Source organism: Pseudomonas sp. LBUM1669 (assembly GCF_059695705.1).
In genome coordinates this window covers 3,883,487-3,909,650 of the sequence record NZ_CP166784.1, presented here as the reverse complement: position 1 = coordinate 3,909,650, position 26,164 = coordinate 3,883,487, and the positions used below count along the sequence as shown (strand labels likewise).

The 26,164-nt window shown below is 60.6% G+C and carries 24 protein-coding genes and 1 pseudogene; 14 read left to right on the top strand and 11 right to left on the bottom strand.

The features are described from left to right. The first annotated feature begins 12 nt into the window (after window positions 1-12). Window positions 13-414 (top strand): VOC family protein, encoded by a 402-nt coding sequence (locus ACA051_RS18190; protein WP_497371248.1) that lies wholly within the window; start codon window positions 13-15, stop codon window positions 412-414. Further along, a complete protein-coding gene (locus tag ACA051_RS18185) occupies window positions 411-1,379 on the top strand; it encodes a saccharopine dehydrogenase family protein (RefSeq protein ID WP_497303714.1) in 969 nt (322 codons plus the stop codon). Before ACA051_RS18190 ends, ACA051_RS18185 begins: the two co-directional genes overlap by 4 nt. Here ACA051_RS18185 and ACA051_RS18180 read toward each other — a convergent pair. Together ACA051_RS18180 and ACA051_RS18175 are read right to left on the bottom strand one after the other, a co-directional pair. Then, the gene (locus ACA051_RS18180; RefSeq protein ID WP_497371246.1) at window positions 1,376-1,681 is read right to left on the bottom strand and encodes a DUF7693 family protein; all 306 of its coding nucleotides are present in this window, start codon (window positions 1,679-1,681) and stop codon (window positions 1,376-1,378) included. The genes ACA051_RS18185 and ACA051_RS18180 overlap by 4 nt on opposite strands. Window positions 1,682-1,747: 66 nt before the next feature. Beyond that, the gene (locus ACA051_RS18175) at window positions 1,748-2,323 is read right to left on the bottom strand and encodes a thioesterase family protein (RefSeq protein WP_497303710.1); all 576 of its coding nucleotides are present in this window, start codon (window positions 2,321-2,323) and stop codon (window positions 1,748-1,750) included. Between the two features lie 185 nt (window positions 2,324-2,508). Between ACA051_RS18175 and ACA051_RS18170 the strand changes: the two genes are divergently transcribed. From ACA051_RS18170 to ACA051_RS18155, 4 genes are all read left to right on the top strand, one after another. Next, window positions 2,509-2,898: a c-type cytochrome gene (locus ACA051_RS18170; protein ID WP_497303708.1), complete on the top strand. Its 390-nt coding sequence runs from the start codon at window positions 2,509-2,511 to the stop codon at window positions 2,896-2,898. A 33-nt stretch (window positions 2,899-2,931) separates the two neighbouring features. After that, on the top strand, window positions 2,932-3,459 hold the full coding sequence (locus ACA051_RS18165; RefSeq protein WP_497303706.1) for a GNAT family N-acetyltransferase: 528 nt from the start codon (window positions 2,932-2,934) through the stop codon (window positions 3,457-3,459). Window positions 3,460-3,962: 503 nt separating this feature from the next. Next, window positions 3,963-5,183, top strand: a complete 1,221-nt coding sequence (locus ACA051_RS18160; protein WP_497371244.1) for an MFS transporter — start codon at window positions 3,963-3,965, stop codon at window positions 5,181-5,183. 35 nt (window positions 5,184-5,218) lie between these two features. Then, window positions 5,219-5,698, top strand: coding sequence for a VOC family protein (locus ACA051_RS18155; RefSeq protein WP_497303702.1), 480 nt, complete (start codon window positions 5,219-5,221; stop codon window positions 5,696-5,698). Window positions 5,699-5,724: 26 nt separating this feature from the next. Here the strand turns inward: ACA051_RS18155 and ACA051_RS18150 are convergent, their stop codons facing one another. The 8 genes from ACA051_RS18150 to ACA051_RS18115 all read right to left on the bottom strand — a co-directional run bounded on the left by ACA051_RS18150 (window position 5,725) and on the right by ACA051_RS18115 (window position 17,876). After that, window positions 5,725-6,588: an alpha-amylase family protein gene (locus ACA051_RS18150; RefSeq protein WP_497303701.1), complete on the bottom strand. Its 864-nt coding sequence runs from the start codon at window positions 6,586-6,588 to the stop codon at window positions 5,725-5,727. Then, window positions 6,585-7,559 carry an alginate O-acetyltransferase AlgX-related protein gene (locus ACA051_RS18145; protein WP_497371242.1) on the bottom strand — a complete coding sequence of 325 codons (975 nt, stop codon included), beginning with the start codon at window positions 7,557-7,559 and terminating at the stop codon, window positions 6,585-6,587. Before ACA051_RS18145 ends, ACA051_RS18150 begins: the two co-directional genes overlap by 4 nt. Beyond that, complete coding sequence (locus ACA051_RS18140; RefSeq protein ID WP_497371240.1) at window positions 7,556-8,209, bottom strand: alginate O-acetyltransferase AlgF; 654 nt, start codon at window positions 8,207-8,209, stop codon at window positions 7,556-7,558. The genes ACA051_RS18145 and ACA051_RS18140 overlap by 4 nt, the downstream gene beginning before the upstream one ends. 8 nt (window positions 8,210-8,217) lie before the next feature. After that, a complete protein-coding gene (locus ACA051_RS18135; protein ID WP_497371238.1) occupies window positions 8,218-10,761 on the bottom strand; it encodes an NfrA family protein in 2,544 nt (847 codons plus the stop codon). Next, on the bottom strand, window positions 10,758-12,872 hold the full coding sequence (locus tag ACA051_RS18130; protein ID WP_497371236.1) for a glycosyl transferase family protein: 2,115 nt from the start codon (window positions 12,870-12,872) through the stop codon (window positions 10,758-10,760). The genes ACA051_RS18135 and ACA051_RS18130 overlap by 4 nt, the downstream gene beginning before the upstream one ends. Before the next feature lie 12 nt (window positions 12,873-12,884). Next, complete coding sequence (locus tag ACA051_RS18125; protein ID WP_497371234.1) at window positions 12,885-15,098, bottom strand: hypothetical protein; 2,214 nt, start codon at window positions 15,096-15,098, stop codon at window positions 12,885-12,887. Window positions 15,099-15,139: 41 nt separating this feature from the next. Next, complete coding sequence (wecB, locus tag ACA051_RS18120; RefSeq protein ID WP_497375595.1) at window positions 15,140-16,378, bottom strand: non-hydrolyzing UDP-N-acetylglucosamine 2-epimerase; 1,239 nt, start codon at window positions 16,376-16,378, stop codon at window positions 15,140-15,142. A 610-nt stretch (window positions 16,379-16,988) separates the two neighbouring features. After that, the gene (locus ACA051_RS18115) at window positions 16,989-17,876 is read right to left on the bottom strand and encodes a LysR substrate-binding domain-containing protein (protein ID WP_497371232.1); all 888 of its coding nucleotides are present in this window, start codon (window positions 17,874-17,876) and stop codon (window positions 16,989-16,991) included. Window positions 17,877-18,010: 134 nt separating this feature from the next. Between ACA051_RS18115 and ACA051_RS18110 the strand changes: the two are divergent. From ACA051_RS18110 to ACA051_RS18075, 8 genes and pseudogenes are all read left to right on the top strand, one after another. After that, window positions 18,011-19,071, top strand: a pseudogene (locus tag ACA051_RS18110) (agmatine deiminase family protein). Beyond that, on the top strand, window positions 19,068-19,976 hold the full coding sequence (aguB, locus tag ACA051_RS18105; RefSeq protein ID WP_497303687.1) for an N-carbamoylputrescine amidase: 909 nt from the start codon (window positions 19,068-19,070) through the stop codon (window positions 19,974-19,976). The pseudogene ACA051_RS18110 and the gene aguB overlap by 4 nt, the downstream one beginning before the upstream one ends. A gap of 1 nt (window position 19,977) precedes the next feature. Continuing rightward, window positions 19,978-21,075 carry an extracellular solute-binding protein gene (locus tag ACA051_RS18100; RefSeq protein WP_497371230.1) on the top strand — a complete coding sequence of 366 codons (1,098 nt, stop codon included), beginning with the start codon at window positions 19,978-19,980 and terminating at the stop codon, window positions 21,073-21,075. Between the two features lie 23 nt (window positions 21,076-21,098). Further along, window positions 21,099-22,217, top strand: coding sequence for an agmatine deiminase family protein (locus tag ACA051_RS18095; protein WP_497375593.1), 1,119 nt, complete (start codon window positions 21,099-21,101; stop codon window positions 22,215-22,217). Window positions 22,218-22,367: 150 nt separating this feature from the next. Continuing rightward, window positions 22,368-23,294, top strand: a complete 927-nt coding sequence (locus ACA051_RS18090; RefSeq protein ID WP_497303683.1) for a Gfo/Idh/MocA family protein — start codon at window positions 22,368-22,370, stop codon at window positions 23,292-23,294. Window positions 23,295-23,385: 91 nt separating this feature from the next. Then, on the top strand, window positions 23,386-23,688 hold the full coding sequence (locus ACA051_RS18085; RefSeq protein ID WP_497303681.1) for an ArsR/SmtB family transcription factor: 303 nt from the start codon (window positions 23,386-23,388) through the stop codon (window positions 23,686-23,688). A 63-nt stretch (window positions 23,689-23,751) separates the two neighbouring features. Then, window positions 23,752-24,735, top strand: coding sequence for a zinc-dependent alcohol dehydrogenase family protein (locus ACA051_RS18080; protein ID WP_497371228.1), 984 nt, complete (start codon window positions 23,752-23,754; stop codon window positions 24,733-24,735). A gap of 34 nt (window positions 24,736-24,769) precedes the next feature. Then, window positions 24,770-25,120: an antibiotic biosynthesis monooxygenase family protein gene (locus tag ACA051_RS18075; protein WP_497303679.1), complete on the top strand. Its 351-nt coding sequence runs from the start codon at window positions 24,770-24,772 to the stop codon at window positions 25,118-25,120. A gap of 59 nt (window positions 25,121-25,179) precedes the next feature. Here ACA051_RS18075 and ACA051_RS18070 read toward each other — a convergent pair whose 3' ends face one another. Then, a complete protein-coding gene (locus ACA051_RS18070; RefSeq protein ID WP_497303677.1) occupies window positions 25,180-25,875 on the bottom strand; it encodes a tRNA (adenine(22)-N(1))-methyltransferase in 696 nt (231 codons plus the stop codon). Between the last annotated feature and the right edge of the window lie 289 nt (window positions 25,876-26,164).

Here is a 26,164-nt window from a genome sequence, read left to right as displayed (position 1 = left end):
GAGGCGCATCCCATGCTTGATCATGTTTTTATTTCAGTCCGCGACACCCAACGCTCCGTCAATTTTTACATCGCGGCGCTCTCACCGCTCGGCATCACTGACCGGCTGGATTACGACGGCAAGGATGGCCCCCCGGGCCACCCGGACCTCAAGGGTTTCGGCGCGCAAGGCCGGGTGTTTTTCTGGCTGCGTGAAGGCGTGGTCGAGGGCCGGGCTGCGCATGTCGGGTTTGTCGCCAAGAGCAGGGGCGAGGTCGATGCGGCCTATGCCGCGGCGATGAAAGCAGGCGCTACCGACAACGGCGCTCCCGGCGCACGGTTGCATTACGACCCGAATTATTACGCGGCCAACGTCCTGGACCTGGATGGGTACAGCCTCGAATTCGTCTATAAAAACTGGCAGCACCCACAATGAGCAGACTTCTGATTTATGGCGCAACCGGGTACACCGGTCGAATGGTCGCGGCGCAGGCGAAGGCTGCCGGGCTGGACTTCGAAATCGCCGGACGTGACGAGACAAGCGTGGCGGCGCTTGCCCGGCAACTGAGCGTGCCTTATCGCGCCTTCTCGCCAGACGCTCAAACGGTGCAAGCGCTGAGCGGCGTCACCGTCCTGTTGAACTGCGCCGGCCCTTTTGTGCTGACCGCAGAACCCTTGATGCGGGCCTGCATCGAGGCCGGGGTCGATTACCTCGACATCACCGCCGAAATCAACGTTTATCGCCTGGCGGAGCGGTTGGGCGAGAACGCCGGCGTGATGCTGTTGCCTGGCGTCGGCTGGGACGTGGTCCCCACGGACTGCCTCGCTCTGCACGTTGCCCGCCGTGTCGAACAGCCGCAGTCGCTACGGATCGCGCTGCAGGTCGCTGGCTCCATGTCCCGCGGATCGGCCAATAGCGTCGGCGAGATCATCGGTGCGGGATTGATGGCGCGGGTCGACGGCGTACTCGTTCCTGCGCCGGATGCGCAACCGCGTCACTTCGATTTCGGCACCGGGCCTGTGCTCTGCGCGCCGCTGTCGTTCGGTGACCTGGTCACCGGTGGGCACTCAACGGGTATTGCGAACATCGCGATGTTCGTGCACATCAGCGGTGACGCGTTCCCCGAGGGCGACTTGTCCCAACTCCCCGATGGCCCCAGCGAGCAAGAGCGCCTGTCGCATCGGGCCCGTGCAGTTGCCGAGGTGACGGGGGCCGATGGGCAGGTTGCGCGGTCGGTGATCGAGACCCTCAACGGCTACTCCTACACACCATTGGCCGCAGTGGAAGCCGCGCGACGCGTGTTAGCCGGGGAGCGGCGTTGCGGGTTCGAAACGCCGGGTCGTCTGTTCGGTGTGGAGTTTGCCGAGAGCATTGCCGGGACGGTGATCGTTGATCTTTAAGGCTGGTGCTGAAGGCACAGCAAGCGCTCGATCTGCGCCAGCTCCCAGGTGCTGAGCAAACTGACTGGGCCTGTGCCGTAACGCTGCCAACTGTCGAGTTCACCCTCGCGGCCGTCCGGGGCCCGGCAACGTTGGCAATGCAGCAGACGGGCGCCATCGACACCGAGGCTCAGGCGCCAGCCTTCGATATCGACGTGCACGTGGCCGGGCTCGGGTTGTTCGTCGAGCCGTATCAGAGGCCGAACGTCCAGCGCGGCGTCGCGCAACTGCTGGTAAACCTCGCGGGCGGTCAGGGGGGGCACAGGGTTCTCCGGTGAAATCGCAGGGGGCACAGGATAGAGGCTGCGCTTGCCGCTGTCAGCGGAGCCTCAAACTTCCTCGACTGCCTGCGGGCGTCGGGCAGGCTGGCCTTCTTCCTCTCGAAGCTCACGGCTCATGTCGTTGCAGCTTTGCGACCAGTCTGTCAGCCACTGCGGCATCGGCGGCGATTGCTCCGCCAGGCCCAGTTCCCGGGCGAACTCGCCGGGGGCGACCGTGCCTTTGCCTGCGCGGAACAGGCCGCGCATCACGACGACGCCGACCACGCGTCCCTTGCTCACGAAGCGGTGCTCCATAAAGCTCCACTTATCGTCCCAGCCCAGCATCCGGGTGTGAATCTCGAACGCTTCGAACAGCTTCAGCTCACGACGGAATTTGCCCCAGGTATCGCCAACGATCGGCACCGCTTTGTTGCGCAGCGCCACCCGGAATGCGCCGCTACGCAGCACGTAGTCCATGCGTCCCAGGTCGGCCAGGGTGAAATAGCGGCCATTGGTCACGTGGCGGTTGAGGTCGAGATCCAGCGGCCAGACACGCAGGCGGATGACGGTAGTGGCCAAGGCATCAACCGGCTTGCGCCACGGACGACGAAACAGCATGAGAAACAGTCGGAACCAGAGATTCATAAGTACGCCGATGGTTGAATGACCGGTGCACTTTAGGGAGAAGGGATCAGGTAAGGTAGGTGCGCAAATGACTTTTTTCATGCGAAAAGCGCAATTGGATCATGTATGTACGTCACTCGTTTACAGGCGGGCCAATGTTTCGCCGCCAGCGCCACAAACCTGCCACCGCTGTTTTGGAGCAGGACATGAAGAAAGCCGCAGCACTCACCCTGGCCTTGGTGCTCACTGCCGGATGTTTCAGCGCGCCAGCACGAGCGGCCGGCGATGCTGAAGCGGGCGCGACACTGTTCAAGCGGATATGCGGCGGCTGCCATCAGGTCGGGAAGTCGGCGCGAGGTTCGTTCGGGCCACAACTCAATGGCATTTTTGGGCGCATGTCTGGCAGCAGCACGGATTATCAATATTCCGACGCCATGAAATCGGCCGGCATCGTGTGGACCCGCGAAACCCTGACCGCGTACCTTGAAGCGCCGAAGGAAGTGGTGCCCGGCACTCGCATGATTTTCTGGGGACTCAGCGATCCGGAAAAGATCGAAAACCTGTTGGCGTATCTTCAGACCTTTCAGCCACAGTAGGGCTCCCGACGTTCGCCAAGGATAAAAATATCGATGCAACGAACCACCTCGCGATTGCTGTTGAGGCCGCCTCGAACCGAAGACCTGGCCAGCCTGTTTGCTATCTACGGCGACCCAGCCACGAACCAATACAACCCGGCCGGGCCTTTGACCGTGATTGGCCAGGCTGAAACGCTGCTGGAAGACTGGATTCGCCACTGGACCCTACACGGTTGCGGGCTGTGGACCATTGCCACCCGTGCTTCTCCGGATTGCGTTCTCGGTTTCGGCGGGATTGGTCTGCGCAAGTTTGGTGAAGTCGAGCGGCTGAACCTCGGTTATCGTTTGGCCGTGGGCGCCTGGGGCCAGGGCTATGCGACCGAGTTGAGCAGGGCGGCGCTTGAATATGGATTCGATGAGCTGAAGGTGTCGGATGTTTTTGCGCTGGTCAGGCCTGCCCACACCGCCTCGATAGGTGTACTGGAAAAGATCGGCATGCAACGTGTCGATGTGCTGGATGACGTACCAGGGCAGGCGCCGAGTTTTGTTTACAAGATCAGTCGGTCCTTGATCGGGGACTGATTTATTTTTGCGCATGAAAAGCCCGGCTGGATGGGTCGGGCTTTCATTGAGTACCGCGGTGAAGCGATGTTGACTTCGATGTGTCAGGGGTAGACCCTTGGTTTCGATGATTTTCAGCGCTGTAACTTGAATGTTCTTTCTGAATATAGACCCGCATCATTGTTTGATCTGATAGTTGGGTTTGCACTTGCATGATGTAGGAGCAATCAATCAATGGAAGTGATGTTGCTCACTTCTGGGAGGCAAGGATGCAGGAAAAAGTTATTTATCTATCTTCGATTCATTGTTTGATTCGGTATCTGTGCGAGCGGCATCACTCGAGTGATTTCGCAATAACAATGCTTGCGCTATTCCACTGCATGCGAGAGGGTTCTGTTGCGCGTTGTAACTATCCGCTTATCTACTTAGTGAAGTGCACTTTCATCTTTCGATAACCCGCCCTCATAGTTTGCATTGCGCGCAGCGGGAAACACATCTGCTTTGAATAATAAAACGGAGAAACCATGGCAAATCCCTACCGCGAACTGCTCACTACCCCAGGCGTCATGGGGTTGGTGATCGCGAGTTCCATTGCCCGTTTGCCCCAGGCAATGATCGGCATCGGCATCATTATCATGTTGGTGCAGCAGACAGGTCTGTATTGGCTGGCCGGCTCGGTCGCGGGCACTTTTACGTTAGCCAGCGCGCTGATCGGCCCGCAAGTATCGAAACTTGTTGATCAGCGGGGGCAGAGTCGGGTTCTGCCCCTTGTGACGGCGTTCAGCGTCGGTATGTTGCTGGCGCTGATTATCGCGGTCTACATGAGGGCTCCGTCGGTACTGCTTTTCATTCTTGCGGCACTGGCGGGTACGATGCCCAGCATGCCCGCGATGATAAGAGCACGCTGGACACAGCTGTTCCGTGGCAAGCGGCATTTGCACACGGCCTTTTCCCTGGACACGGTTATCACTGAGCTGGCCTTTATTATCGGCCCACCCCTGGCCATTGGTTTGAGTACCCGTTTCTTCGCCGAAGCCGGACCGTTGGTTGCCGTCTTGCTGCTGGTCATCGGCGTGACGGCTTTTCTGCTGCAACGGCAGACAGAACCGAAGGTGGTTGTCGGCAGCAAGAAGAGCGCAGGTTCGACCCTGCTGATCCCGGGCCTTCGCACCATCGTCCTGGCGCTGCTGGCGATGGGGGTGATTGGCGGATCAATCGATGTGGCCGTCGTGGCCTTCGCCAACGCACAAGACTGGCCAGCGTCCGCCAGCTTCATCCTGGCAGCCTATGCGCTCGGCTCAATGATCGCCGGCCTGACGTTCGGCGCGTTGAGGGTCTCCTTGTCGATTGAAAAGCAATTCTTCGTTGGAGTACTGGTCACGGCGGTCACAGCCGTATTGCCCATTTTCTCGCCGGACGTCTACATCCTTTCCTTGATGCTGTTTGTGGCAGGCATGTCATTCGCGCCAACAATGGTTGTCGTCATGAACCTCGGCACCATCATCGTTCCACCGTCCAGGATCACCGAAGGCCTGACGTGGATGACGACGGGCATCAGCATCGGCGTGGCGCTCGGTGGCGTACTCGCGGGCCTGGTCATCGACGCCTATGGCGCACGGGCAGGGTTCGGTGTGGCCATTGTCGCGGGGATGGTCATGGTGGTGATCGTGCTTCTGGGGCTGCCTAAACTTCGCGCCACGTCAGCGGTTTGCGCTGAGCCGAGCTTTCAGTCATCAGCCAACTAGAATGATCATTCCTTCCCCATTGTTGGAGAACCAGAATGGTCAGCAAAAACACGATTTGCCTCTGGTACGACGGCGCCGCGCTGGACGCCGCGACGTTCTACGCCAAGACGTTTCCCGACAGCGCGGTGGGCACAATCCTTCGCGCGCCTGGCGACTATCCGGCGGGCAAGCAGGGCGATGTGTTGACGGTCGAATTCACGGTAATGGGCATTCCGTGTCTCGGCCTGAACGGGGGCTCGGGGGTCAAGCACAACGAGGCGTTCTCGTTTCAGGTGGCGACCGACGACCAGGCTGAAACGGACCGCTTGTGGAGCGCGATTGTCGGAAACGGCGGCCAGGAAAACGTCTGCGGCTGGTGCCAGGACAAATGGGGACTGTCGTGGCAGATCACGCCACGCGTCCTGACGGACGCCATCAACCATCCTGATCAAGCGGCGGCCAAGCGCGCGTTCGACGCCATGATGCAGATGGGGAAAATCGACGTCGCGGCGATCGAAGCGGCGGTCAAGGGCTAACCCAACCTGACGCTGATTGGTCTACGTTATCGCGCCAGTTGCTCCACCAGCTCAGGCGTCACGTAGTGCGGTCCGTCGAACAGGTACAGCGGGTAACCGTCATAGGCCGCCAATTGCGGCTTGAGCTCGGCGGCGGTCGCGGAGCGGAAACCGCCACCGAAGTTGGGCCGAAAGGCTTCCACGATGATTCGTACCCGGTCTTTGCCCAGACGCTGGCGCAAGGCGTCGGCGTAGGTCCTGGCGACCGGAGCGGTGCGGGCGTAGACACCGACGCCGTCCTGAAAGAACACGCCAATGTCATTCGGCAGCCACTGCTTGAGCCATTCGGCTGTGGCGACCGGGCCGATGTTGGCGCCGTCATACACGCTGATCCATAACGGTCGCGGTAACTTGGCCAGCAGGGCGGGCAGCTCTTTGGCGCGGGTCCAGCTGGGGTCGACTTCGGCGGGGAAATACCAGCCGGTGACGTGCAAGGGCGTTGGCAATTTGGCGATGCGTTCCGAGACCGCAGCCAGTTGCTCGATGTTGTCCCGTGAGCGGTTTTCGCTGAAATAGCCGGCCAGTCCGAGGATGACGTCTTGCGCCCAAGGGGCCTTGGCGATGCGTGCCCAATCGGGCAGGACCGGTACGCTGGGCAGGCCGGTACCGGCAACGAATGCCTGATCGTCGACGACGGTCCACTGCACCAGCAACTCACGGGCCCCCAGCTTTTCCCATTGGCCGTTGATGCCGACGGTCTTGTTGTCCGGCTGCCAGACGATGCCGACGATCCCTGGGGTCTGGGCCTTTTTGTCCGTCACGTAGAGCACGCCGGTCCCGGAGCCGAGAATGACGGCAAGCAACAGACCCGCAACGGTGGCGCGGCTGGCGGTGTAACCAAGAATGTTCACGGAAGGGCCTTGTTGATGCGCTGATGCCATTGGCTCAGCGAGGTGACACCTTTGGCGTTCCAATGGGCTGCGGCATCGGGGCCGAGGTGAAATTGGCCCTCATTGAATTGCCAGACGATCACTTGCGGTTTGTGTTGGGCGAAGTCCGCAGACTCCAAGTATTGCAACAGCGTAGCCCATGGGCCGACATCGCCAGGATTCCAGGTCAAGGCGACGGGACGGTCAAGGGCATTGGAAAGCTTTTGCGTGAAGCCCAGGTAAGGCTGGACAAAGCTGTTGCCGATCACCTGAACCGGTGCCGGTGCGTCATCGATCAGCAAGTCGTTCTGTGCCTGATGGCGAACGGTGTAGATGTCGCGACCAATCGATTTGCGCTTGATCGCCGGCAGGAAGTTGCTCGCCAGATCACCGAATGCGCGTCGGTCGAACCACTCGCCCAGCGCCGCGCCACCGCCGGGTTCGCCTTGCAGGCGGTAACGCTCGGTAATCAGTTGCGCCGTGGCGTCGGCGGTGTTTTCCGCGCTCCAGGCCGTCCAGTGGTAGTCGGCGCGATAAAATGCCGTCTGTTTGCCATGTTCGGTGCGTTGCAGGACGGGCTTGATGTTCAGCGTGGTCAGGCCTGCCTGAGTCAGGTCGCTCTGCAAGTGCTCGTAGCGCTGCATCACGGCCGGGCTCAAGGGCTGATTGGCGGGCAGGCGCGCGGCATAAAACGGCGCTTTCATCGGCACCACCAATACGACCAGACTGATGTGTTCCCGGGCAAGGTTCTGCTGGAGTTGTTTCACCAGCGCAATGTTGCGGGCCGTGCCGGGGTTGTCGACCTTGTTCAAGCTTTCCCAGGCCGGGAACAGCCAGCCGCCTTCGCCGGTGATGACCGCCGAGGCCGCTTCAACGCCGGTGCCCGACAGGCTCAACAACAGACCGGCGATCAGGGCGGGAACCGGCAAGCGAGATTTCAAATGAAGGATCATGGCGCGGTCTGGTCGACAAGGCCGATCAGGCGTGGAGCCTGCCGGGAACCGACCAGGAACAGGCTGTAACGATCGCCGGCCTTGAAGGGTGCCAGCTTGAACGGCAGGCTGATGTTCTGCTCGCAATTGGCAACCAGCGTTGCTTGCACCGGGTTGATCGTGCGCTGGGCCTGGCCGTTGAACGGCACCTGATTGAACACCGGGGCTTGGTTAGCCAGTTTGACCCCGGCCTTTTCGCAACCATTGGCCAGGTTGTAGACGTTGAGTTCGGCGCGCAGGTCTTTGCCGCGCAGCGGTGGATCGATGATCAGGCGGGGTGTCCGTGCCGGGTCGCTGTCAAGAATCAGTGTGACCCATGCACCTTTCGATGTGCTCAGGCCCTGTATCTCGCGACCGTTGACGGTCACTTGCAGCGGCTGTCGCGAGTCGACGACCTGAAAAGGACTGGCCACGGTGGCCTGGGCGGAAAGGGCGAAACTCGCGCCCTGGCCCACCTGGACCTGCATGGCGGTATCGGAAGGGTTGACCACCCGCACCCAGGCCGAACCCTCGGGCAGTTTTGGCGCGTACAGCTGGGCAATTTCAGGGGCGGCATTTGCCCACATCGGGATCAGGCCAAGTCCCAGCCACAAACAGAATCGAATGTTCATGCAAGTCCTCAATAGGAGTAAGTCAGGCGACCGAAGACACCTTGAGCGCGATCATCGCCCAGCACCTTGACGCGGTACTGCAAAGAAAAGTCGACATAGGAGCGGGGCGCGTTGTACGCATCTTCGCGGAACCAGTAGCGGACGTTGTTGCCGACACCGATGCCGCCGGCCTTGCCGGACGATGAGTCCGACTTGCCGTCGGAGTCGGTGCCGCTGTTCATCTTCGAGTCGTAATCGAACGCGGTCACCACATGGGGGAACGTCACCCAGCGCGAGCCTGTGCCACCGATGGCATAGCTGCGGCCGACCTGCCATTCGCTGTTGAAATAGTCACGCGAGTCGTTGACGTAATGTCCGGCTTCGGCGAACAACTGCGAAGTCCACCAACTTGAAGCGTCGACCCGCAGATCAGTGCCGATGCTTGCGCCATAGCCCAGACGCAGCAGCCAGTCACCGTCGACGTCCGACGATCCCAAGGGGAATGTGCGCTCGACGGCGGCCATTACGTTCAGCGACGTGAAGGGTTTGACCCGTAGACCCACCGCGCCTTGCAGCGCATCGAAACCGGTATCCGAATCGCTGTTCTTGCTCCACAGCGTGTCGGTGACGCGTCCGTAGAGTTCGACAAAACGTGCATTGCGGTAGCCCAAGGGACGCCAGGACAATTCAGTGCTGTTTTGCAGGCTGTCATTGCTGCCATTGCCGCCGCTTGGGGCCGAACTCAGGCCGCTGCTGGTGCTGTTGCCGCGATAACTGGTGGTGTTGGTCAAACCCCAGGTGCGCGAGACATCGGCCACGGCGCGACGGGTGTCGAACAGCTGCTGCGGGGACAGGTCCAGTTCACCGGCATTGTTTGCGTCGATGACACGCTTGAAGTAGTTGACGGCTTGCTCGTCCTCGCTGACCCGCATGGCGTTATAGGCGGCATCCTGAGTGGCGGTCGGGGTGAGACGGGTGTCGGCATCGGCCTTGCGGAACGACGCGTGGGCACCGTCATCGTCGCCGGCCTGGACCGACAAGTAAGCGATTTGCAGGTCGCTCATCGATTCCAGTTCGCCGGTGTCCCGCGCTTGTTGCAGCCGTTCGCGAGCGGTTCGACGCTGGCCGATGGCGCTATACAGACTGGCTTCTTCGTAAGCGGGCAAGTTGCCCAGCGCCAAGGCCTGGGTAAAGTCCTGGCGAGCTCCGGCGTCGTCACCCGATTGCTGGCGCAGACGACCGCGTTGGGCCAGCAGCCGCGCGTCATCGCCGGTGAGCTTGAGGCCCTCGCTGGCTGCCGCAATGGCTTCGGGCACTCGTTTCTGGTCACTCAGGGCGCTGACGAGCAACCGTCGGTACGCCGGATTCTGCGGCGCACGGGCAATGGCTTCGTTGGCCAGGACAACGGCTGAGGCGGGGTCCTTGCTGGCGAGTGCGGCGTAGGCCTGGCCGGCCTTGTCGGTTCCGCTGTCGCGCTGGTTGCCCGGCCAGATATCACAGACGAGGCCGAAAGCCGTTTCCTGACAGTTCAAGGCCGGGGCCGGGAACTGGGCGACAGCGTTCAAGCCATTGTTTTTCTGTCGCAGCGCCATTCTGGCGGCCGTGCGTCGGCGGGCCACTTCGCCGCCTTCGTCGTCGGCCAAAGGTTGCAGCTGATCGAGCGCCTGCCGAGGCTCTCCATGAGCCAGCGCGGCGTCGGCGGCGAAGAAACGAATGTCGCGGATTTCCGTTTCCAGCAGACCATCGATGGCCAGAGCCTGGTTCAGGTTAGCCTGGGCTGCCTCTGTTTTGCCCTGACGATCAAGGGCGTAGCTGCGCAGAATCCACGGTGCAATTTCCCCATCGTCCTGAATCAGTGCGCCGGACGCGGCCAGCTCCGCCCCTCGGAAATCCTTGGCCGCTAGCAGGGCGCTGATCAGCAGTTGCTGATTGGCGCCGATCTCCGGTGCCCAAGCGACGGCTTTACGGGCCTGATCCACGGCCAACGGCACTTGGCCTTGCTCCAGGGCGCGATAACCTTCGACCGCCAGCGGTGCTGCCAATTGCCGACGAATCGCTTCGCGGCGCATCAGCAACGTATCGTCGTCCGGGAACACAGCCAGTGCCTGGGTGGTGGCCTGATCCGCGTCCTGCAAGTGTTGTTGACGCTGCAACGACTCGATCAACAGCAATCGATAATCCATGCGCTTGGGTGCCTGAGCGATGGCTTTGCGTGACGCCTGTGCCGCGGCGTCGAAATCATCGCGATCATAGGCCTTGAAGGCCTGGGCCGCGGCGCCAAAGCCGGGCGCCTGACGCGACTGCGGGTAGCGTTTGGGATGATCACGCAGATCCTTGTCCCGTTGCGCCAGCACGATCAGCGTGTTCAGACGGGTGATGTCGGCGCGCTGACGCAGCGCTTCGCGGGCCTTGGCGATGGCCAGGTCGTAGTCTTTGCGCTCGTAGGCACTGTACGCCTCGTTGGCAGTGACATAGGCCGGGCCGGTCAACGGCAATGGCAGCGTCTCGGCATGAGCCAGCGCAGGTATCAGGCTCAGCCCCGTGGCCATGAGGGTCAGCAAGGGGCGATTCATGCCGGAAGCTCCGCAGGGTAGTGGCTGTGCTGACGTGCCACGGCCTTTTCGATGGTGGCGCGGGGCAGCACGCCGCTGTCGACCAGATAGTCGCCGATGCGTCCGTGACGCTGCGGGCGGTACTGCAACATGGTGCGGTTGAACACGTCGCGATCCAGCAGGCCCATTTCGATCAACAGATCACCCAGCAGTGGCGCGCGGGCATCCGGTACGGATTGGCCTTCGCGCACGTTCATCAGGCGCAACTGCGCGACGATTTCGCTTTCCCGGGCAATCAACTGCACCGCTTCGCTGCCCAGCACCTCGCTGACTTGTTGCAGACCTTCGGCCGGCAACGGACTGGCCACGGCCAGTTGTGCTCGGCCGTCGGCATTCAAACCCACCGGCACCACACGCCAGCGCAGGGCGAATTCATCGTCCAGGGTAAGGGTCGACGCCTGCGCCTTGTGGGCCACATCGAACACCCGCGGCAGGTCATTCTGAAAAGCGATGGCTTCGGCCAGTGTCTCGTCGTCCAGCCAGCCATTGCTGAGCAAAATCCGCCCCAATGGCATGTGCCGGGTTTTCTGTTCGGCGAGGGCGCTTTGCAGGTCGGTTTCGTTGATTGCCTGCCAGGACAGCAACACGCTGCCCAGCTTGCGCGGGGCGGCAGCGACCAGGTCGGTGGACGGGAAGTCGTGCATGGTCTTGTCCCACACCAGTTTGCGGTTCATGACCTTGCCGACCAGGAACATCCGCCAGGCCCGTGACGCGGCCATGAAGTTGACGAAGTTGCCCACCACCATGCGCGGGATCGACAGCAAACCGTGCTGCCAGCCGTACAGCACGGTGGTGAAATAACAGCGGTGCGCAATGCGCCAGGCCAGCGCGACACCGTTGGCCAGCAGCAGGTAGTAGATGACGCCGTTGGTTTCGAACGGCCTGGGGAAACTCACGTCCCACAGGCCGCTCTGGCGCAGGATGATCAGGCCCAACAGCTGCACCAGAATTACGTAGGCAATGATGCTGACGAACGCCGTCACCACGCCTTTGCGGTCACGAAACAGCAGATAACGGTTGGCCAGCGAACCGTTCCAGCCCATTTGCTCCCAGCCTTGCAGGCCGATGCCCAGTGTCCAGCGGGCCTTCTGGCGGAACGCGGTGCGGAAGGTATCGGGAAAGAATTCGCGCACGCACAACGGCATCTTCAGGGTCGATTCGTAAGGCTTGCGAAACCAGGATTTGCGCAGCACGCGAAACTGCACCGGGAAGCGCACGAAGATCGCATTCATGCCGACCTTGGCCAGGCGTGCGCCGACGTCGTAGTCCTCGGTGAGGCTGTCGGTGTTGAACGGCTGATTCTGGGTTTCCCCGGCCAGCACACGCAGGGCACGATGGGAAAAACAGGTGCCGACGCCGGCGGAGGGCACCGTGTCGGTCATGCTTTCACGCACCACCAGGTCCTTGCCGTGCCATTCGGCAAATTCGTCCATGTAGGTGCCGGCCACCCATTCGTACCAGTTGCGTTCCAGCGACACCACGGGCAACTGGATCATGTCCTTGCGCGGCAGCAAGTAATTGAACAGACGCAATTCCATCGGGTGCAGCACGTCTTCGCTGTCGTGCAACACCACGCCGGCGAAGGTCATGCCGTGGGTTTTCTCGTGCAGGAAGATCGCCTGGATTATCCAGTTCAGGCAGTCGGCCTTGCAGGTCGGCCCGGCATGCGGGACTTCCACGCGGTGCAGCTGCTTGTAGCGTCGACGCATGCGTTCCACTTCATCAATGGTGCGCTGGTCGTTGATGTAAGTGCCGACGAAGACCACATAGTTCTGGTAATCGAGGGTCGACACCATGTTTTCGATCATCGGCGCGATGACGTCATATTCCAGCCAGGCCGGGACCATGATTGCCAGGGGCTGTTCGTCCCGGGCCATCAACTGCTCGGCGGTCAGCGGTCGGTATTTTCGGTCCGCGGTGAACTTGCGAAACAGGCGGCGAGACCAGTACCACAGGTCAATGAACAGGTCATCCAGGCTGGAAATCAGGATCAGCACCGCGACCACGATGGTCGAGAACTCCAGGAAGCTGTAGTAGTGGGCCAGCCAATAGGGCCAATAAAGCGACGTCATCGAAGGGTTCCGTTACTGGCGATTGCGACGGGCGTTACGGCCAGCCAGCAACAGGATGAGAACCAACAGGATGCCACCCGGAATCAGCCACAACAGCGACGGCGTACGCCAGGCGTCGAGGCCCTTGGGTTCTTCGTTGTCGATCAATTGGCTGCCGCTTGGATCTTGAGTGTCGAAGGTGGTCAGGGCACCGTTGTCATCGAGGATCGCCACGTCGCCGCGGGTCAGCAGAATTTGTCTGGCGAAGCGTGGCGTGTCATCGCCCAGCGCGCGATAGACCATGCCGTGCTGGCCGCCGGCATCCACCACTTGCAACGAGGCCAGGTGATTGAGGGGATGCACGTCAAGCAACACTTGATCCTTGTGATTGATGCGCAGACGCCCCTGTTCATCGACTTGCACCGACTCCTTGCTGTCCTTGATCGGCAGCTCGAAGGCGAGGAAGGCCTTGTCCTGCGTGACCGAGGCGTTCGGGTCAGTGACGACCTTCAATTGCGCCCGCAGCGGCGAGACACCGGCGGCATCGGCGACCGAAATCACCTGCGGCAAGCTGTTCGCCGGATGCTCGAGATAGCCCTGCGGCACCAGGAGTTGCGTGTCCTCGGCAAAGCGCGCGGCCATGCCGGAGAAGTCATTACCCAAGGCGGTTTTTTCCAGCACGATGTGGCTGGTCGGCAGCACCGACACCGGGAAGGCTTGTGGCGTTTCCAGGCAGCGATCACTCACTGGCTGACGCTGGAACGACACGCGCAACACGTTGGTCGCGCCCACGGCGTAACGCGGGATGCGCGCTTCGATGCGTTGCTTTTCACCGTTGGCCACCAGCTGCTGCGCACCAATCAGGTAATCATTGAGAAACAGCGAGGCCACCGGCGCGGTGTCCGAAGCGCCGGGCGCGGCAGACACGTCGACCACAGCCTTCACTGGCAATCGACCGTCGTAAGCCACGCTGCCCAGAGGGAATGACGTGCTCCAGTCAGACTTGGCCAGCACGTCGATGGCGCCGGGATTGCCGCCCAGACGCGACAGGGCGACACGGCCGTCGGTGCTCAACGGCATCTGCGCTTCGCTGATGGTCAATTGCCGACTGCGTGCCAGTTTGTTCCAGGCTGTGCTGAACAAGGCCAGCGCCTTGCCGGTGGCATGCGGCGCAATCATCAGAACCGGGCGCGTGCCGACCAAGGCCAGGCGTACATTGTCTGTGCCATCGGCGGCAAGGCCGGCATTGATATGCGTCTCACGCCATTGCGTGAACGCGTTGGCCGCCGTGGCATCGAGGCCCTGGATCTGGCTTTGCAGCGCGTCGAGGGATTCATTGACCGCTGTGAGCAGTTGCGGGTCGTTGACCGCCAGATCCGCCTGGACGTTCGGCGTCTGGCCCAACACCAGCAATGCGCCGATCTCCGCCGGGTTCACCAAAGTGTGTGGACCTTTGCCATTGAGGCTGGCGAATGCTGGAATCCCTTGCAGTTCGGCCGGAATGCGCAGGCCGCTCAGGTCGACGCTGTCTTGTACGGCAGGGAAGGGCAGGATTTGACTGCGCTTGCCAATCCGCTCCAGTGCCACGCCCAGACGCCACGCCGAATCGTAGCTTTCAGCGGATAAGGTGCCGGGTGCGACCATGATTCCCGGTTTGCCCGGCAAGGCCGTCCATGCCGCACCAACGTCGCGCAACTGGCTGGCGTCGTAGCTGTAAGTCAGGCGGGTGTCCGGTTCGATACGCAAGACGTTGCCGATGGCGCGTTCGTCTTCGCACAGCACACGGGACACGATCGACGACCAGGCAATGCCCAGACGCACCGAGCCGCTGTCCCGCGCTTTCTTGTCTACGCCCAGCGTGGCACTGGCGTCGCCTTGGGGTTCGCTGAGCCCTTCGGCACGCACCGGATAACCGTCCAGCGACAGCAGCAACGTGTTGCGGCCACCTTCGCCGTTGAGGTAGCTGGCGTCGAAATGCAATGTGGCATCGGTCAGCGGCACGCCCGCCGGCACCGGCAGATACAGTTCGCGGCGGGCATCGGTGGAGCCGAGGATGATCGGTGCGTCGATCCCCAGATCGCTCAAGCGCACCTCACGCTCTTGTCGGGTGTCGGCGTTGAGCCGGTTGATCGCCTGGGTGAGCGGACTGTCCGCGGCCAAGGCAAAGGTCGGCATGAGCGCGAGCAGGCTCACACCACAGGCAAGGGCGCTGAGTGCACCCGTATGGATGGCAACGGAAGACTTCATTCAGGTAGATCTCGAGCTGATAAGGGGAGGAGCGGTTTGGTTTATCGAGAGGTAAAAGCCGGGTAATGCTTCTCGGGCGCAGGCTGTGCAGACGGGTAGTGCAGGAACTTGGGCAAGGCCTGTCCGGCCACGATGAAATCGTCCACCGGGCGGCCCATCAGGGCATCGACGATGCGCGCACTGGCCTTGCCGTCGCCGTAAGGGTTGGCCGCCTGGGAGCAACGACGCCACAGCAGATCGTCATCGAACAGCGCGTTGACGCCGGCGATGATCGAGTCCGGCGAGGTGCCGACCAGGCGCACGGTGCCCGCCGCGACAGCTTCCGGGCGTTCGGTCACATCACGCATGACCAGCACCGGTTTGCCCAGGGACGGCGCTTCTTCCTGCACGCCACCGGAATCGGTGAGGATCACATGGGCCCGTTGCATCAGGCGCACGAAGGCCAGGTAGTCCAGCGGCTGGATCAAGTGCACGTTGGGCAGATCGCCCAGGTGCTCGGTGACCGGGCCCATGACGTTCGGGTTCAGGTGCACCGGATAAACAATCTGGATATCCGTGCGCCGGGCCAGATGGCTCAGGGCCTTGCAGATATCCAGGAAGCCTTCGCCGAAATTTTCCCGACGATGCCCGGTCACCAACAGCACTTTGCGGCCGGCCTGCAGGAACGAGAACTGCCGGTCCAGGCTGGCACGCAGGTCAGCGTCCTGCTCAATGCGCCGTGCGGTCATCTGCAACGCGTCGATCACCGTATTACCGGTGACGAAGGTGCGACCCTGCAGGCGTTCGTCGAGCAGGTTCTGGCGCGACTCGTGGGTGGGCGCAAACAGCATGTCCGCTCCCAGGTCGATGCAGCGACGGTTCATTTCTTCCGGCCACGGGCTGTAGATATCACCGGTTCGCAGCCCGGCTTCCACATGGCCGACCGGGATGCGTCGATGGAACGCCGCCATCGCGGCGACCATGGCCGAGGTGGTGTCGCCGTGCACCAGCACCCGGTCCGGGCAGGTCATGTCCAGCACCGGGTCGATCGCCCCGTAAAGCGCCGCCGTCAGCGAGTTAAGCGTTTGGTGCGGCGTCATGACATCGAGGGTGTGATCGGCCTTGAGGTCGAACAGATCCAGCACCTGTTTCAACATGCTTTGGTGTTGGCCGGTGATGCATATCTGCGAATCAATGCCGGGTTCCGCAGCGAGAGCTTTGACTAACGGCGCCATCTTGATGGCTTCCGGACGGGTACCGAAGATCGAAAGGATTTTAATCCTTGAATGATGGCGAGCGATGATGCCTTCCTCGCGCAGTTTTAGTGCGCAGCACAATGCAGGCCCAAGTTTCATGGAAACTTGAGCAAGCTGTGTTATCTGAAATTTGATTAATGCCGGGGGATCAGCGTGGGCGCTGATGATCACTTCATGTGAGAGGGTGTATCGCCTGTAAACCCGGAGCGGCCGGATTATTAGCATCGAAGGGGAATGTTTTAAAGAATTATATGAGGTTATTTATTTAAAAAATAAGTTTGAAACTTTTGTAATGATGGTCTGTCTTTTTTTGGTTTTATATTTTTTGAGAAGTTTTTGTTTTGGTTGTTGTTGGAATTTTAAGTGCTTGTTTATAAACAGATTTATTATTTATTGTCCGTTCGTCGACACGTGTGAATTATTGATTGGTTATGACAGTCGCGATCGCTGTTATTTGCGGTGTGGTTTTCTTGATTGTCAGTCACTTAACTGGCGCCTGAATAATGTCACGATACACTGGATATTCTTTTTGAACCAATAAAGTTTCTTGTAAGCGCGCCTTCTCTCAATAGCACTAGGCCGAGTGTTCTGTTGCTCAATATGAACTTCATCAACGCACTTGGCTGATGATGCTGGCCATTAGTCGAGCCCCCTTTCATATTGCAAGTGCGGGCGACGTCTGGCTCGCTGCCCCCAGGTTACTCAGCAGCCATTCGACGAAGCTTCGCGCCAGCGGATTGTTCTCGCTGTCACGGTGGGCCAGCAAGGCCCAGTTTGGGCCGCGAATGGTGTCTTCCACCAACGGTTGCAACAGTCCGCTGTCCCTCGCTGGCCGACTCAATAGTTGGCTGACCAACGCGATGCCGAGCCCCGCGCACGCGGCGTCCAGCAGCAGGCCGGGATCGGAGAAGTTCAGCCCCTGATCCTTCTGCCCGACATCAATGCCGGCCTCCACCGCCCAATGACTCCAGTCCATTTCCCGCTCCCCGTGAAGGGTGGTGCGCTGCTCGACGGGCACCGCCAACAGGTCCGGATGGCAGGCCGGGTAGAGGCGGTCGGCGTGCAGCACCTTGAAGCTGCACTCGGCCTGGGAACTGATGTCGTCACGCACCGCGAGGTCGATGGTCTGGGTGGTCATGTCCGGGACTTCATCGGTGCTGAAAATCCACAGGTCGACCTCCGGATGCTGACGGCGAAAATCACCCAAGCGCGGCAGCAGCCAGTGACGGGCGAAAGTCGGCGTGGTGTTGAGCACCAGTTGGTTGGGTTTCTGGTATTGCCCGAGGCGACGAATGCCGACCGCCAATTGCTGCAATAACGCCTGGGTGGTGCTGAGCAAATCGTGACCGGCATCAGTCAGGCTGACACTGCGCCCACTGCGAAAAAACAACGGTTGCTCAAGGTACGCCTCAAGCGTGCGGATCTGTTGGCTGATGGCCGACTGGGTCAGGTGCAACTCGTCGGCAGCCTTGTGAAAACTGCCCAGTCGGGCGGCGGCTTCAAAGCCGCGAAGGGTGCTGAGCGGAGGCCAGTGCTTGAGCATATTGATAAGTTCCTCTAATCACTTTTCTACAAAATCCATCGTTTGTTGGCCCTGTTTTACGGCCGTAGCATGCATGCCAAGACCGCGAAGGCAGTTTTCATTGAACACAATGACTTAACTCAAGGGTGCTTGTCATGCAGCAAAACGAACTTCAAGACAGTGGCTGGTGGATGCCGGCAGAGTGGGTGAAACATGCCGCGACCTGGATGGTCTGGCCGCACAACCAGGCACTTTGGGAGTCGGGCTGGGGCGTCACCTTGCCGTTGGTGCAAGAGGATTTCGCCCGGGTGGCCAACGCCATCGCCCGGTTCGAGCCGGTGAAAATGGTGGTGGACCCGTCGGCTGTCGCGAGTGCCAAAGCGCTGTGTGGGCCCAACATCGAACTGATCGAATTGGCCGTGAACGACAGTTGGTGCCGGGATTCCGGTCCGAGCTTCGTCTGTCATCCGCAACACGGTCTGGGCGGGGTGAGCTGGCGCTCAATGCCTGGGGCGGCAAGTCGCTGTATAACCTGGACGAAAGCCTGGCGCGCCGCGCACTCAATCGTCTCGGTGTGCCGTGTTTCGGCACCCCGCTGAGTAACGAAGGCGGTGCGATTCATGTCGATGGCGAAGGCACACTGATCACCACCGAGTCGGTGTTGCTCAACCCTAATCGCAACCCGGGCATGACCAAGGCCGAGATCGAGGAAATCTTCACCCGTCTGCTGGGCGTGAAGAAAACCATCTGGCTGCCGGGTGACCCGGACTACGTGACCGGCGACATGACCGACGGCCACGTCGATGGCGTCTGCGCCTTCGCTCGCCCCGGCGTGTTGCTGGTGGATGCCACCCACGATAAAAATTCGGTGTACGCCGAAGTTGCACGGGAAAACCGTCGCGCGCTGGAACTGGCCACCGATGCCCACGGGCGCACGTTCGAGCTGATCGAGCTCTATGAAGCCACCGATGCCGTCGACACCGAAGCTGAAGTGTTCTGTGCCTCGTACACAAACTTTTATATCGCCAACAACGCGATCATCATGCCGGCCTATGGCATCGACGCCGACCACGCGGCGGCCGAAGTGTTGACCCGGACGTTCCCGGAACGCGAGGTGGTGCCGGTGCGGATCAATCACCTGGCCCATGGCGGCGGCGGGGTGCATTGCATCACTCAGCAGCAACCCGCCTGGCCAGTGCAGGGGGTGATGCCATGACCCTGTTGACGATTGCCACCACCCAGATGCCCTGCACCTGGGACTTGCCGCGCAACCTCGATCAGGCTGAGCAACGGGTCCGCGAGGCGGCGGCGAAGGGCGCCCAGGTCATCCTGTTGCAGGAGCTGTTTGCCACGCCGTATTTCTGCATCGAACAAAGCCATAAGCATTTGGCGCTGGCCGAAGAATATCGATACAGCAGCGTACTCAAGCGCTTTGCTGCACTGGCCAAGGAGTTGGGGGTGGTGCTACCGCTGAGCTGGTTCGAGAAGGCTGGCAATGCGTACTTCAATTCCCTGAGTGTGGCCGACGCCGACGGGCGCTTGCTGGGGGTGTATCGCAAGACCCACATCCCCAACGCCATCGGTTATCAGGAGAAGGAGTATTTCAGCCCCGGCGACACAGGCTTCCGTGTCTGGGACACGGCGTTCGGGCGCCTCGGTGTGGGGATTTGCTGGGATCAGTGGTTCCCCGAGACCGCCCGTTGCCTGGCGCTGATGGGCGCCGAAGTCTTGCTGTTTCCCACCGCCATCGGCTCTGAGCCGGGCTGCGAAACCCTGGATTCCCGTGATCACTGGCAGATGACCATGCGCGGGCATGCCGCTGCGAACATCCTGCCAGTGGTGGCGGCCAACCGCGTCGGTCGTGAGGTGGCGACCACCGATGCGGACTTGCAAATGAGCTTCTACGGCTCGTCGTTTATCTGCAACCACAAGGGCAAGTTGCTCGCCGAGGCCGATCGTGACAACAGCGGCGTGCTGGTGCATAGCCTCGACCTGGCCGCCATGCGCGAAGAACGCCTGAGCTGGGGCATCTACCGCGACCGTCGCCCGGACATGTACGGGGCGTTGCTGAGTCAGGACGGTCGACACCTTCATGCACGCTGGAACACTCAAGGAGTTTGATATGCGTACTCCCCGAAAGCTGTTGCTCGGCGCCTTGGGATGGGCAATCGCCTCGTCGTCGCTGCACGCCGAAGAGAAAACCCTGCGACTCTACAACTGGGCCGACTATTTCGCCGAAGACACCCTCGCCAGATTCACCGCTGAAACCGGGATCAAAGTGATCTACGACGTCATGGATGGCAGCGAAACCCTGGAAGCCAAGATGCTCGCCGGCGGCAGTGGTTATGACCTGATCTTCCCCGGCGACACCGTCGCCGAACGCTTGATGCGCGCCGGCAGTCTGCTGCCGCTGGATCGCGCAAAGCTCACCTCTGTGGACGACATCGAACCCGGTTTGCAAAAGCTGCGCAGGCAGTACGAAACGTCGAGCCAGGCCACCGTTCCTTACACCTGGGGCACCATCGGCCTGACCTACAACGACGAACAGATCAAACAGCGTTCGCCCAACGCCCCGGTCAACAGCCTGGACATGCTGTTCAAACCGGAACTGGCGGCAAAATTTGCCGATTGCGGTATTTCGATGATCGACTCGCCGGACGAAGTGCTGGCGGTGGTGCTCAACTACCTCGGACGCGAGCCACGCAGCGCCAAGCCTGAAGACCTGGCCGCGGCGAGTGAGTTGCTGATGAAACTGCGACCGTACATTCGCAAGTTCCAGTCGCAGCCCGTGACCGATCTGGTCAACGGCAACCTGTGCCTGTCCCTCGGGTACAGCGGTGACATGACCCAGGCACAACGGACGTCGGACAGCGCCGGCAAGCACACCCGTTTCGAGTACCGTGTTCCCCGCGAAGGCACGACCGTGTGGATGGACACCATGGCGATCCCGGTCGACGCCAGGCACCCGGAGTACGCCTACGCGTTCATCAATTTCGTCATGCGCCCGCAGAACATGGCGGCCATCAGCAACTTCACCGGCTACCCGACTTCCAACGCCAAGGCCCGCCCGAGTGTCGATGCGAGCATGCGCAACAACCCGGACATTTACCTCGATGAGGCCACCTATGCACGGCTGATTCCGGGCAAGGACATTCCCCAATCCGACATGCGCGCGCGGATGCGTACCTGGACTAAATTCAAAACGGCGACAGCGAAATGAGTTCACATTCGAAGGATCAATCCCTGCCGACACGGCGGGATTTCATCAAGCAGGTGGCGGTCATTGCCGGTCTCGGCGCCGCTGCCTCCCTCGGCTTCAGCTTTGCGCCCGTACACGCGGCGACTCAGGGTCGTTGGCGCATGCCGGATGAGGGCGACCGACACGAACGGGCCTTCATCGCGTTCGGCGCACAGAGCGCCATCTGGGAGGATTTCACGCCGCATGTGCAAGCAGCCATTGGCCTGATCGCCCGCACCATCGCGCGCTATGAGCCGGTCACCGTGTTCTGCCGCCCGCGCGAGCGGCGTCTGGCCGAAGAACAGTGCGGCACGACTAACATCACCTACGTCACCACCGAGCTCGACGACATCTGGATGCGCGATATCGGCGCCAATTTCGTCATCGACGGCGAAGGTGGGCTCGGCGCCGTGGATTTCAACTTCAACGGCTGGGGCAACAAGCAGCAGCATGACAAGGATGCGCAACTGGCCGCGTTGGTGGCCGACACGGTGGATGCCCGTTACCTGCGCAGCGAACTGGTGGGCGAGGGCGGTGGTATCGAAGTGGATGGCCACGGCACGGGGATCATGACCGAAAGCAGCTGGATCAACCGCAATCGCAACCCCGGCTGGAGCAAAGCCGAGGTCGAGCAGGAACTGAAAGACCGTTTGGGGTTGCGCAAAATCATCTGGCTGCCGGGCATCAAGGGCAAGGACATCACCGACGCCCACGTCGACTTCTATGCACGTTTCACCCAGCCCGGTGTGGTGATCGCCAACCTCGACAACGACCCCGATTCATACGACCGAAAAGTGACATTGGCGCATTTGGAAATCCTCAAAAACGCCACTGATGCCGACGGCCGAAAGCTGCAAGTGCATACCCTGTCGCCACCGCTCAATCCACGCAAAAGCCTGTTCAACCGCGACAATCCGGATTTTGCTGCCGGTTACATCAACTACTTCCTGGTGAATGGCGCGGTCATTGCGCCCGAGTTTGGTGACAAGGCGGCGGACGCGAAAGCGTTTGACCTGTTGTCGCAGCTCTACCCGGACCGGGAGGTGGTGCAGCTGAATATCGACGCCATCGCGGCGGGCGGCGGGGGGATTCACTGTGTGACCAGTCATCAACCGGCGGCATGACATCGACCCAAAGCGTTCGTTAACAGCGATACCAGCGCCCAAGCTTGGGTGCTGATGGAACGTAAGCACGTCATCAATGACTTCCCCGCTACACAAACGTAATCTTGCCGATTCGAAAATTAAAACAAGACAAAGAATCAGGAGTCATCGATGCAACCGATCCGTCTCGGTCTGGTGGGCTACGGCAAGATTGCCCAGGACCAGCACGTTCCCGCTATCCACGCCAACCCCGCGTTCCAGCTGGTGTCTGTCGCGACGCAAGGGCAGCCCTGCGCCGGGGTCGAGAACTATCAGTCCCTGGGCGAGCTGCTCGACAATGGCCCGCAGGTCGATGCGATTGCGTTTTGCACGCCGCCACAAGGTCGTTTCGCGCTGGTGCAACAAGCGCTGGCCGCTGGCAAACACGTGTTGGTCGAAAAACCGCCGTGCGCCACGTTGGGTGAAGCGATGGCCCTGGTGAATCAGGCACAGGAGCAAGGCGTCAGCGGTTTGTTCGCCTGGCATTCACGCTACGCGCCCGGTATCGAAGCCGCCCGTGCCTGGCTGGCCACCCGCACCCTGCAAAGCGTGCAGATCGACTGGAAGGAAGACGTGCGCAAATGGCACCCCGGTCAGGCCTGGATCTGGCAACCCGGCGGCCTGGGCGTCTTCGATCCCGGTATCAATGCGTTGTCGATTGCAACCCATCTGCTGGCGCTGCCGCTGTTTGTCGAGTCTGCCGAACTGCGCGTCCCCAGCAACTGCCAGTCGCCGATTGCCGCTTCCATCAAAATGTCTGACGCCCGTCACCTCGACGTCCGCGCAGAGTTTGATTTCGACCACGGTCATGAGGAGCTCTGGAGCATTGAGATTCGCTGCACCGAAGGCACCCTGCGACTGGATAACGGTGGCGCACTCTTGAGTATCGACGGCGTGCGCCAAGCCGTCTCGGAGGAGGGCGAGTACGCGGCGGTGTATCGACATTTTCAACAGCTGATTGGCGACAAAACCAGTGACCTGGACCTCCAGCCGCTGCGACTGGTTGCCGACAGTTTTTTTGTCGGCAGTCGGGTATCGGTTGAGCCGTTCTACGATTAACGGCTGCTGGGGTAAAGGTTGAGGCGAGCGTCAGCCGGCGGCTCTCGCATTGATATATTGACATATCGGTAAATTTCGATATCTTCGGCTCATGGAATTACTCGAAATATTCAAAGCCCTCTCAAACCGTACACGCCTTGAAATCTTGAAAGGTTTGAAGGATCCAGCCAAGAACTTCCCTCCGCAGGATGAAGGTGACGTTCTTACGGTGGGAGTCTGCGTCAGTAGTATTCAAGAAGGCGTCGGCCTGTCGCAGTCGACGGTGTCTGATTATCTGGCAACGTTGCAACGAGTGGGATTGGTCGAAGTCAGGCGCATCGGTCAGTGGACCTACTACAAGCGGAATGAAGCAACCATCAGCGCTCTTGCCGAGATCATAGGGCAAGAGTTGTAGTTTTTTTTACCACAAGATATCGAGAAATCCCGATATCCCTTTTTATCGAAACGAGGATTGACAATGAAAGCGCTCATGCTCAAATCATTTGGCGGCCCGGAATCGTTCGAACTTTGCGACGTTCCCAAGCCTGTGCCGCACACGGGACAAGTTTTGGTCCGGGTGCACGCAACCTCCATCAATCCGTTGGATTATCAGGTCCGACGTGGCAATTATCCTGACCTGGTGCCACTTCCGGCCATTACCGGACACGACGTATCTGGTGTCATCGAAGCAGTCGGGCCAGGTGTGACGAGCTTCGCTGCGGGAGACGAAGTCTGGTACACCCCGCAAATATTTGACGGGCCAGGAAGTTATGCCGAGTACCACGTTGCTGCCGAAAGTATTGTCGGGAAGAAGCCTCCCACACTCAGCCATCTTGAGGCGGCAAGCCTGAGCCTGGTCGGCGGAACGGCGTGGGAAGCACTGGTCGTGCGTGCGGCGCTGAGAGTGGGGGAAAGCATCCTGATCCACGGCGGCGCGGGAGGCGTCGGTCATGTGGCGATCCAGCTGGCAAAAGCCATCGGAGCAAGGGTGTTCACGACCGTGCGCGAAGCAAACGTTGAGTTCGCACGAAGTATGGGTGCCGACGTGATCATCGACTATGAAAAGGAGGATTATGTCGACGCCATCATGCGGGGAACGGGTGGTCGCGGAGTCGATGTCGTGTTCGACACCATCGGCGGCAATACATTGTCGCGCAGCCCCGACACGCTCGCCCAACTGGGCCGCGTTGTCTCGATTGTGGACATTGCCCAGCCACAAAACGTCGTTCAGGCCTGGGGCAAGAACGCGAGTTATCACTTCGTTTTCACAAGACAAAACCGCGGCAAGCTTGATGAGTTGAGCGCATTGATAGCGCGCGGTCAGCTGCGACCGCACGTTGGTGCCGTCTATTCACTTGCCGACATTCCGCTCGCCCATGCCCTTCTGGAGAGGCCCAACAACGGTGTTCAAGGAAAAATCGCGATTGCAGTCGGGCCGTCGTCCCATCTCGTCAGTGCGTAATTTTGACCGTTGTACTCACTTTTAGGGGAACACCATGATTTATGAAATCGCTCTGCTGCCCGTTCACAAAGAACACATTGAAGCGTTCAGGCGTGCATTTGCCGAGGTCACCCCTTTGCTCAGCCGCGCAAAGGGTTACCGCGGTCACTTGCTCGCGCAAGGGATCGAAACGCCCCAGCTATTCAACCTGATTGTGCGATGGCAATCGCTCGAGGATCACACGCCGGGCTTTGAATCGAGTGAAGACCATCGGCTGTTCATGCTGGGCTTAGAGGAATATTTTTCGGAAGAGCCGACGGTCTATCACATTGAGGGGGGCGCTTTTGCTACAGGCGAACATGATGATCCGAACAGCGCCGTCGGCATGGGGAATGCTGTTGCCTGAGGCGTTTGTAGCTTTGCCGGATCACCGCTCGGCACTGTTAGCGTAAGCCCTTCACAATTTCAAGCCAGCAGCTCGGTGATCCATCGGGCTTGCCGGGCGATGTCTTGCAGTTTCTCCTCGGGCACGGCCTGCCGCGCCCGGGCGAAGTGGGTCAGGGTCTGCTGCTTGTGGCGCAGTATGCGCTGCCACTTGAGCAGGAACGCCGGGCTGCGTGCCTGCATCTGCAGCGGGCCGAAGTACAGCTCCTCGGCGGTGTACGTCACTGGAGCGGCGCGCTCGGCGACGATGATTTCGTAGTCGAAACAGTTTTCCCGCAGCAGTTCCTCGCAGAGGATGCGGTAGCCGTTGTCCATCAGCCATTGGCGCAACGGCTGCTCGCCGCCGTTGGGTTGCAGGATCAGGCGCTCCTGGCCGCTCAGGTGCGCCTTGCCGCTGTCGAGGATGTCGCGGATTGTCTCGCCACCCATGCCGCAGATGCTGATCGCCGTGATCCCGTCTTCCGGCTCGATGGCCGCCAGGCCATTGGCCAGGCGCACGGTGATTCGCAGGTCTTGGCCGCTCTCGCGCACGGTGCGTTCGGCCGAGTGGAACGGCGTCAATGCCACCTCGCCGGCCACCGCCGATGCGATGGCTCCACGGTGCATCAACGCCACCGGCAGGTAGCCGTGATCCGAGCCGATATCGGCGAGGCGCGCACCGGCTGGCACATGCGCCGCCACGCGTTCCAGGCGCATGGACAATGTCTGTTCGTTCAACCACAACCCCTTTTCAACACGAACGACCGGCACTTTGGCCGAATCGGGGCGCCATTCTGTCGAGCAACGCCGTGGATTTCAAATCCCTGCGACCGGGGCCATGGTTCGTCCCCGTGCCTTAGCGCTCGAAGCGAATATGAATTCGCGCACTTTTTGCCATTGTTGAGTCAGTCCGGCTGTTAGAAACGTGCGACTGGCGCAGTGAGGCATCGTGCGCTAACGCGAGGACGCCCCAAAAAAATAATGACAAATCCTACGCACCTCGTACCGTGCGCTGTGGGTCGTTTGC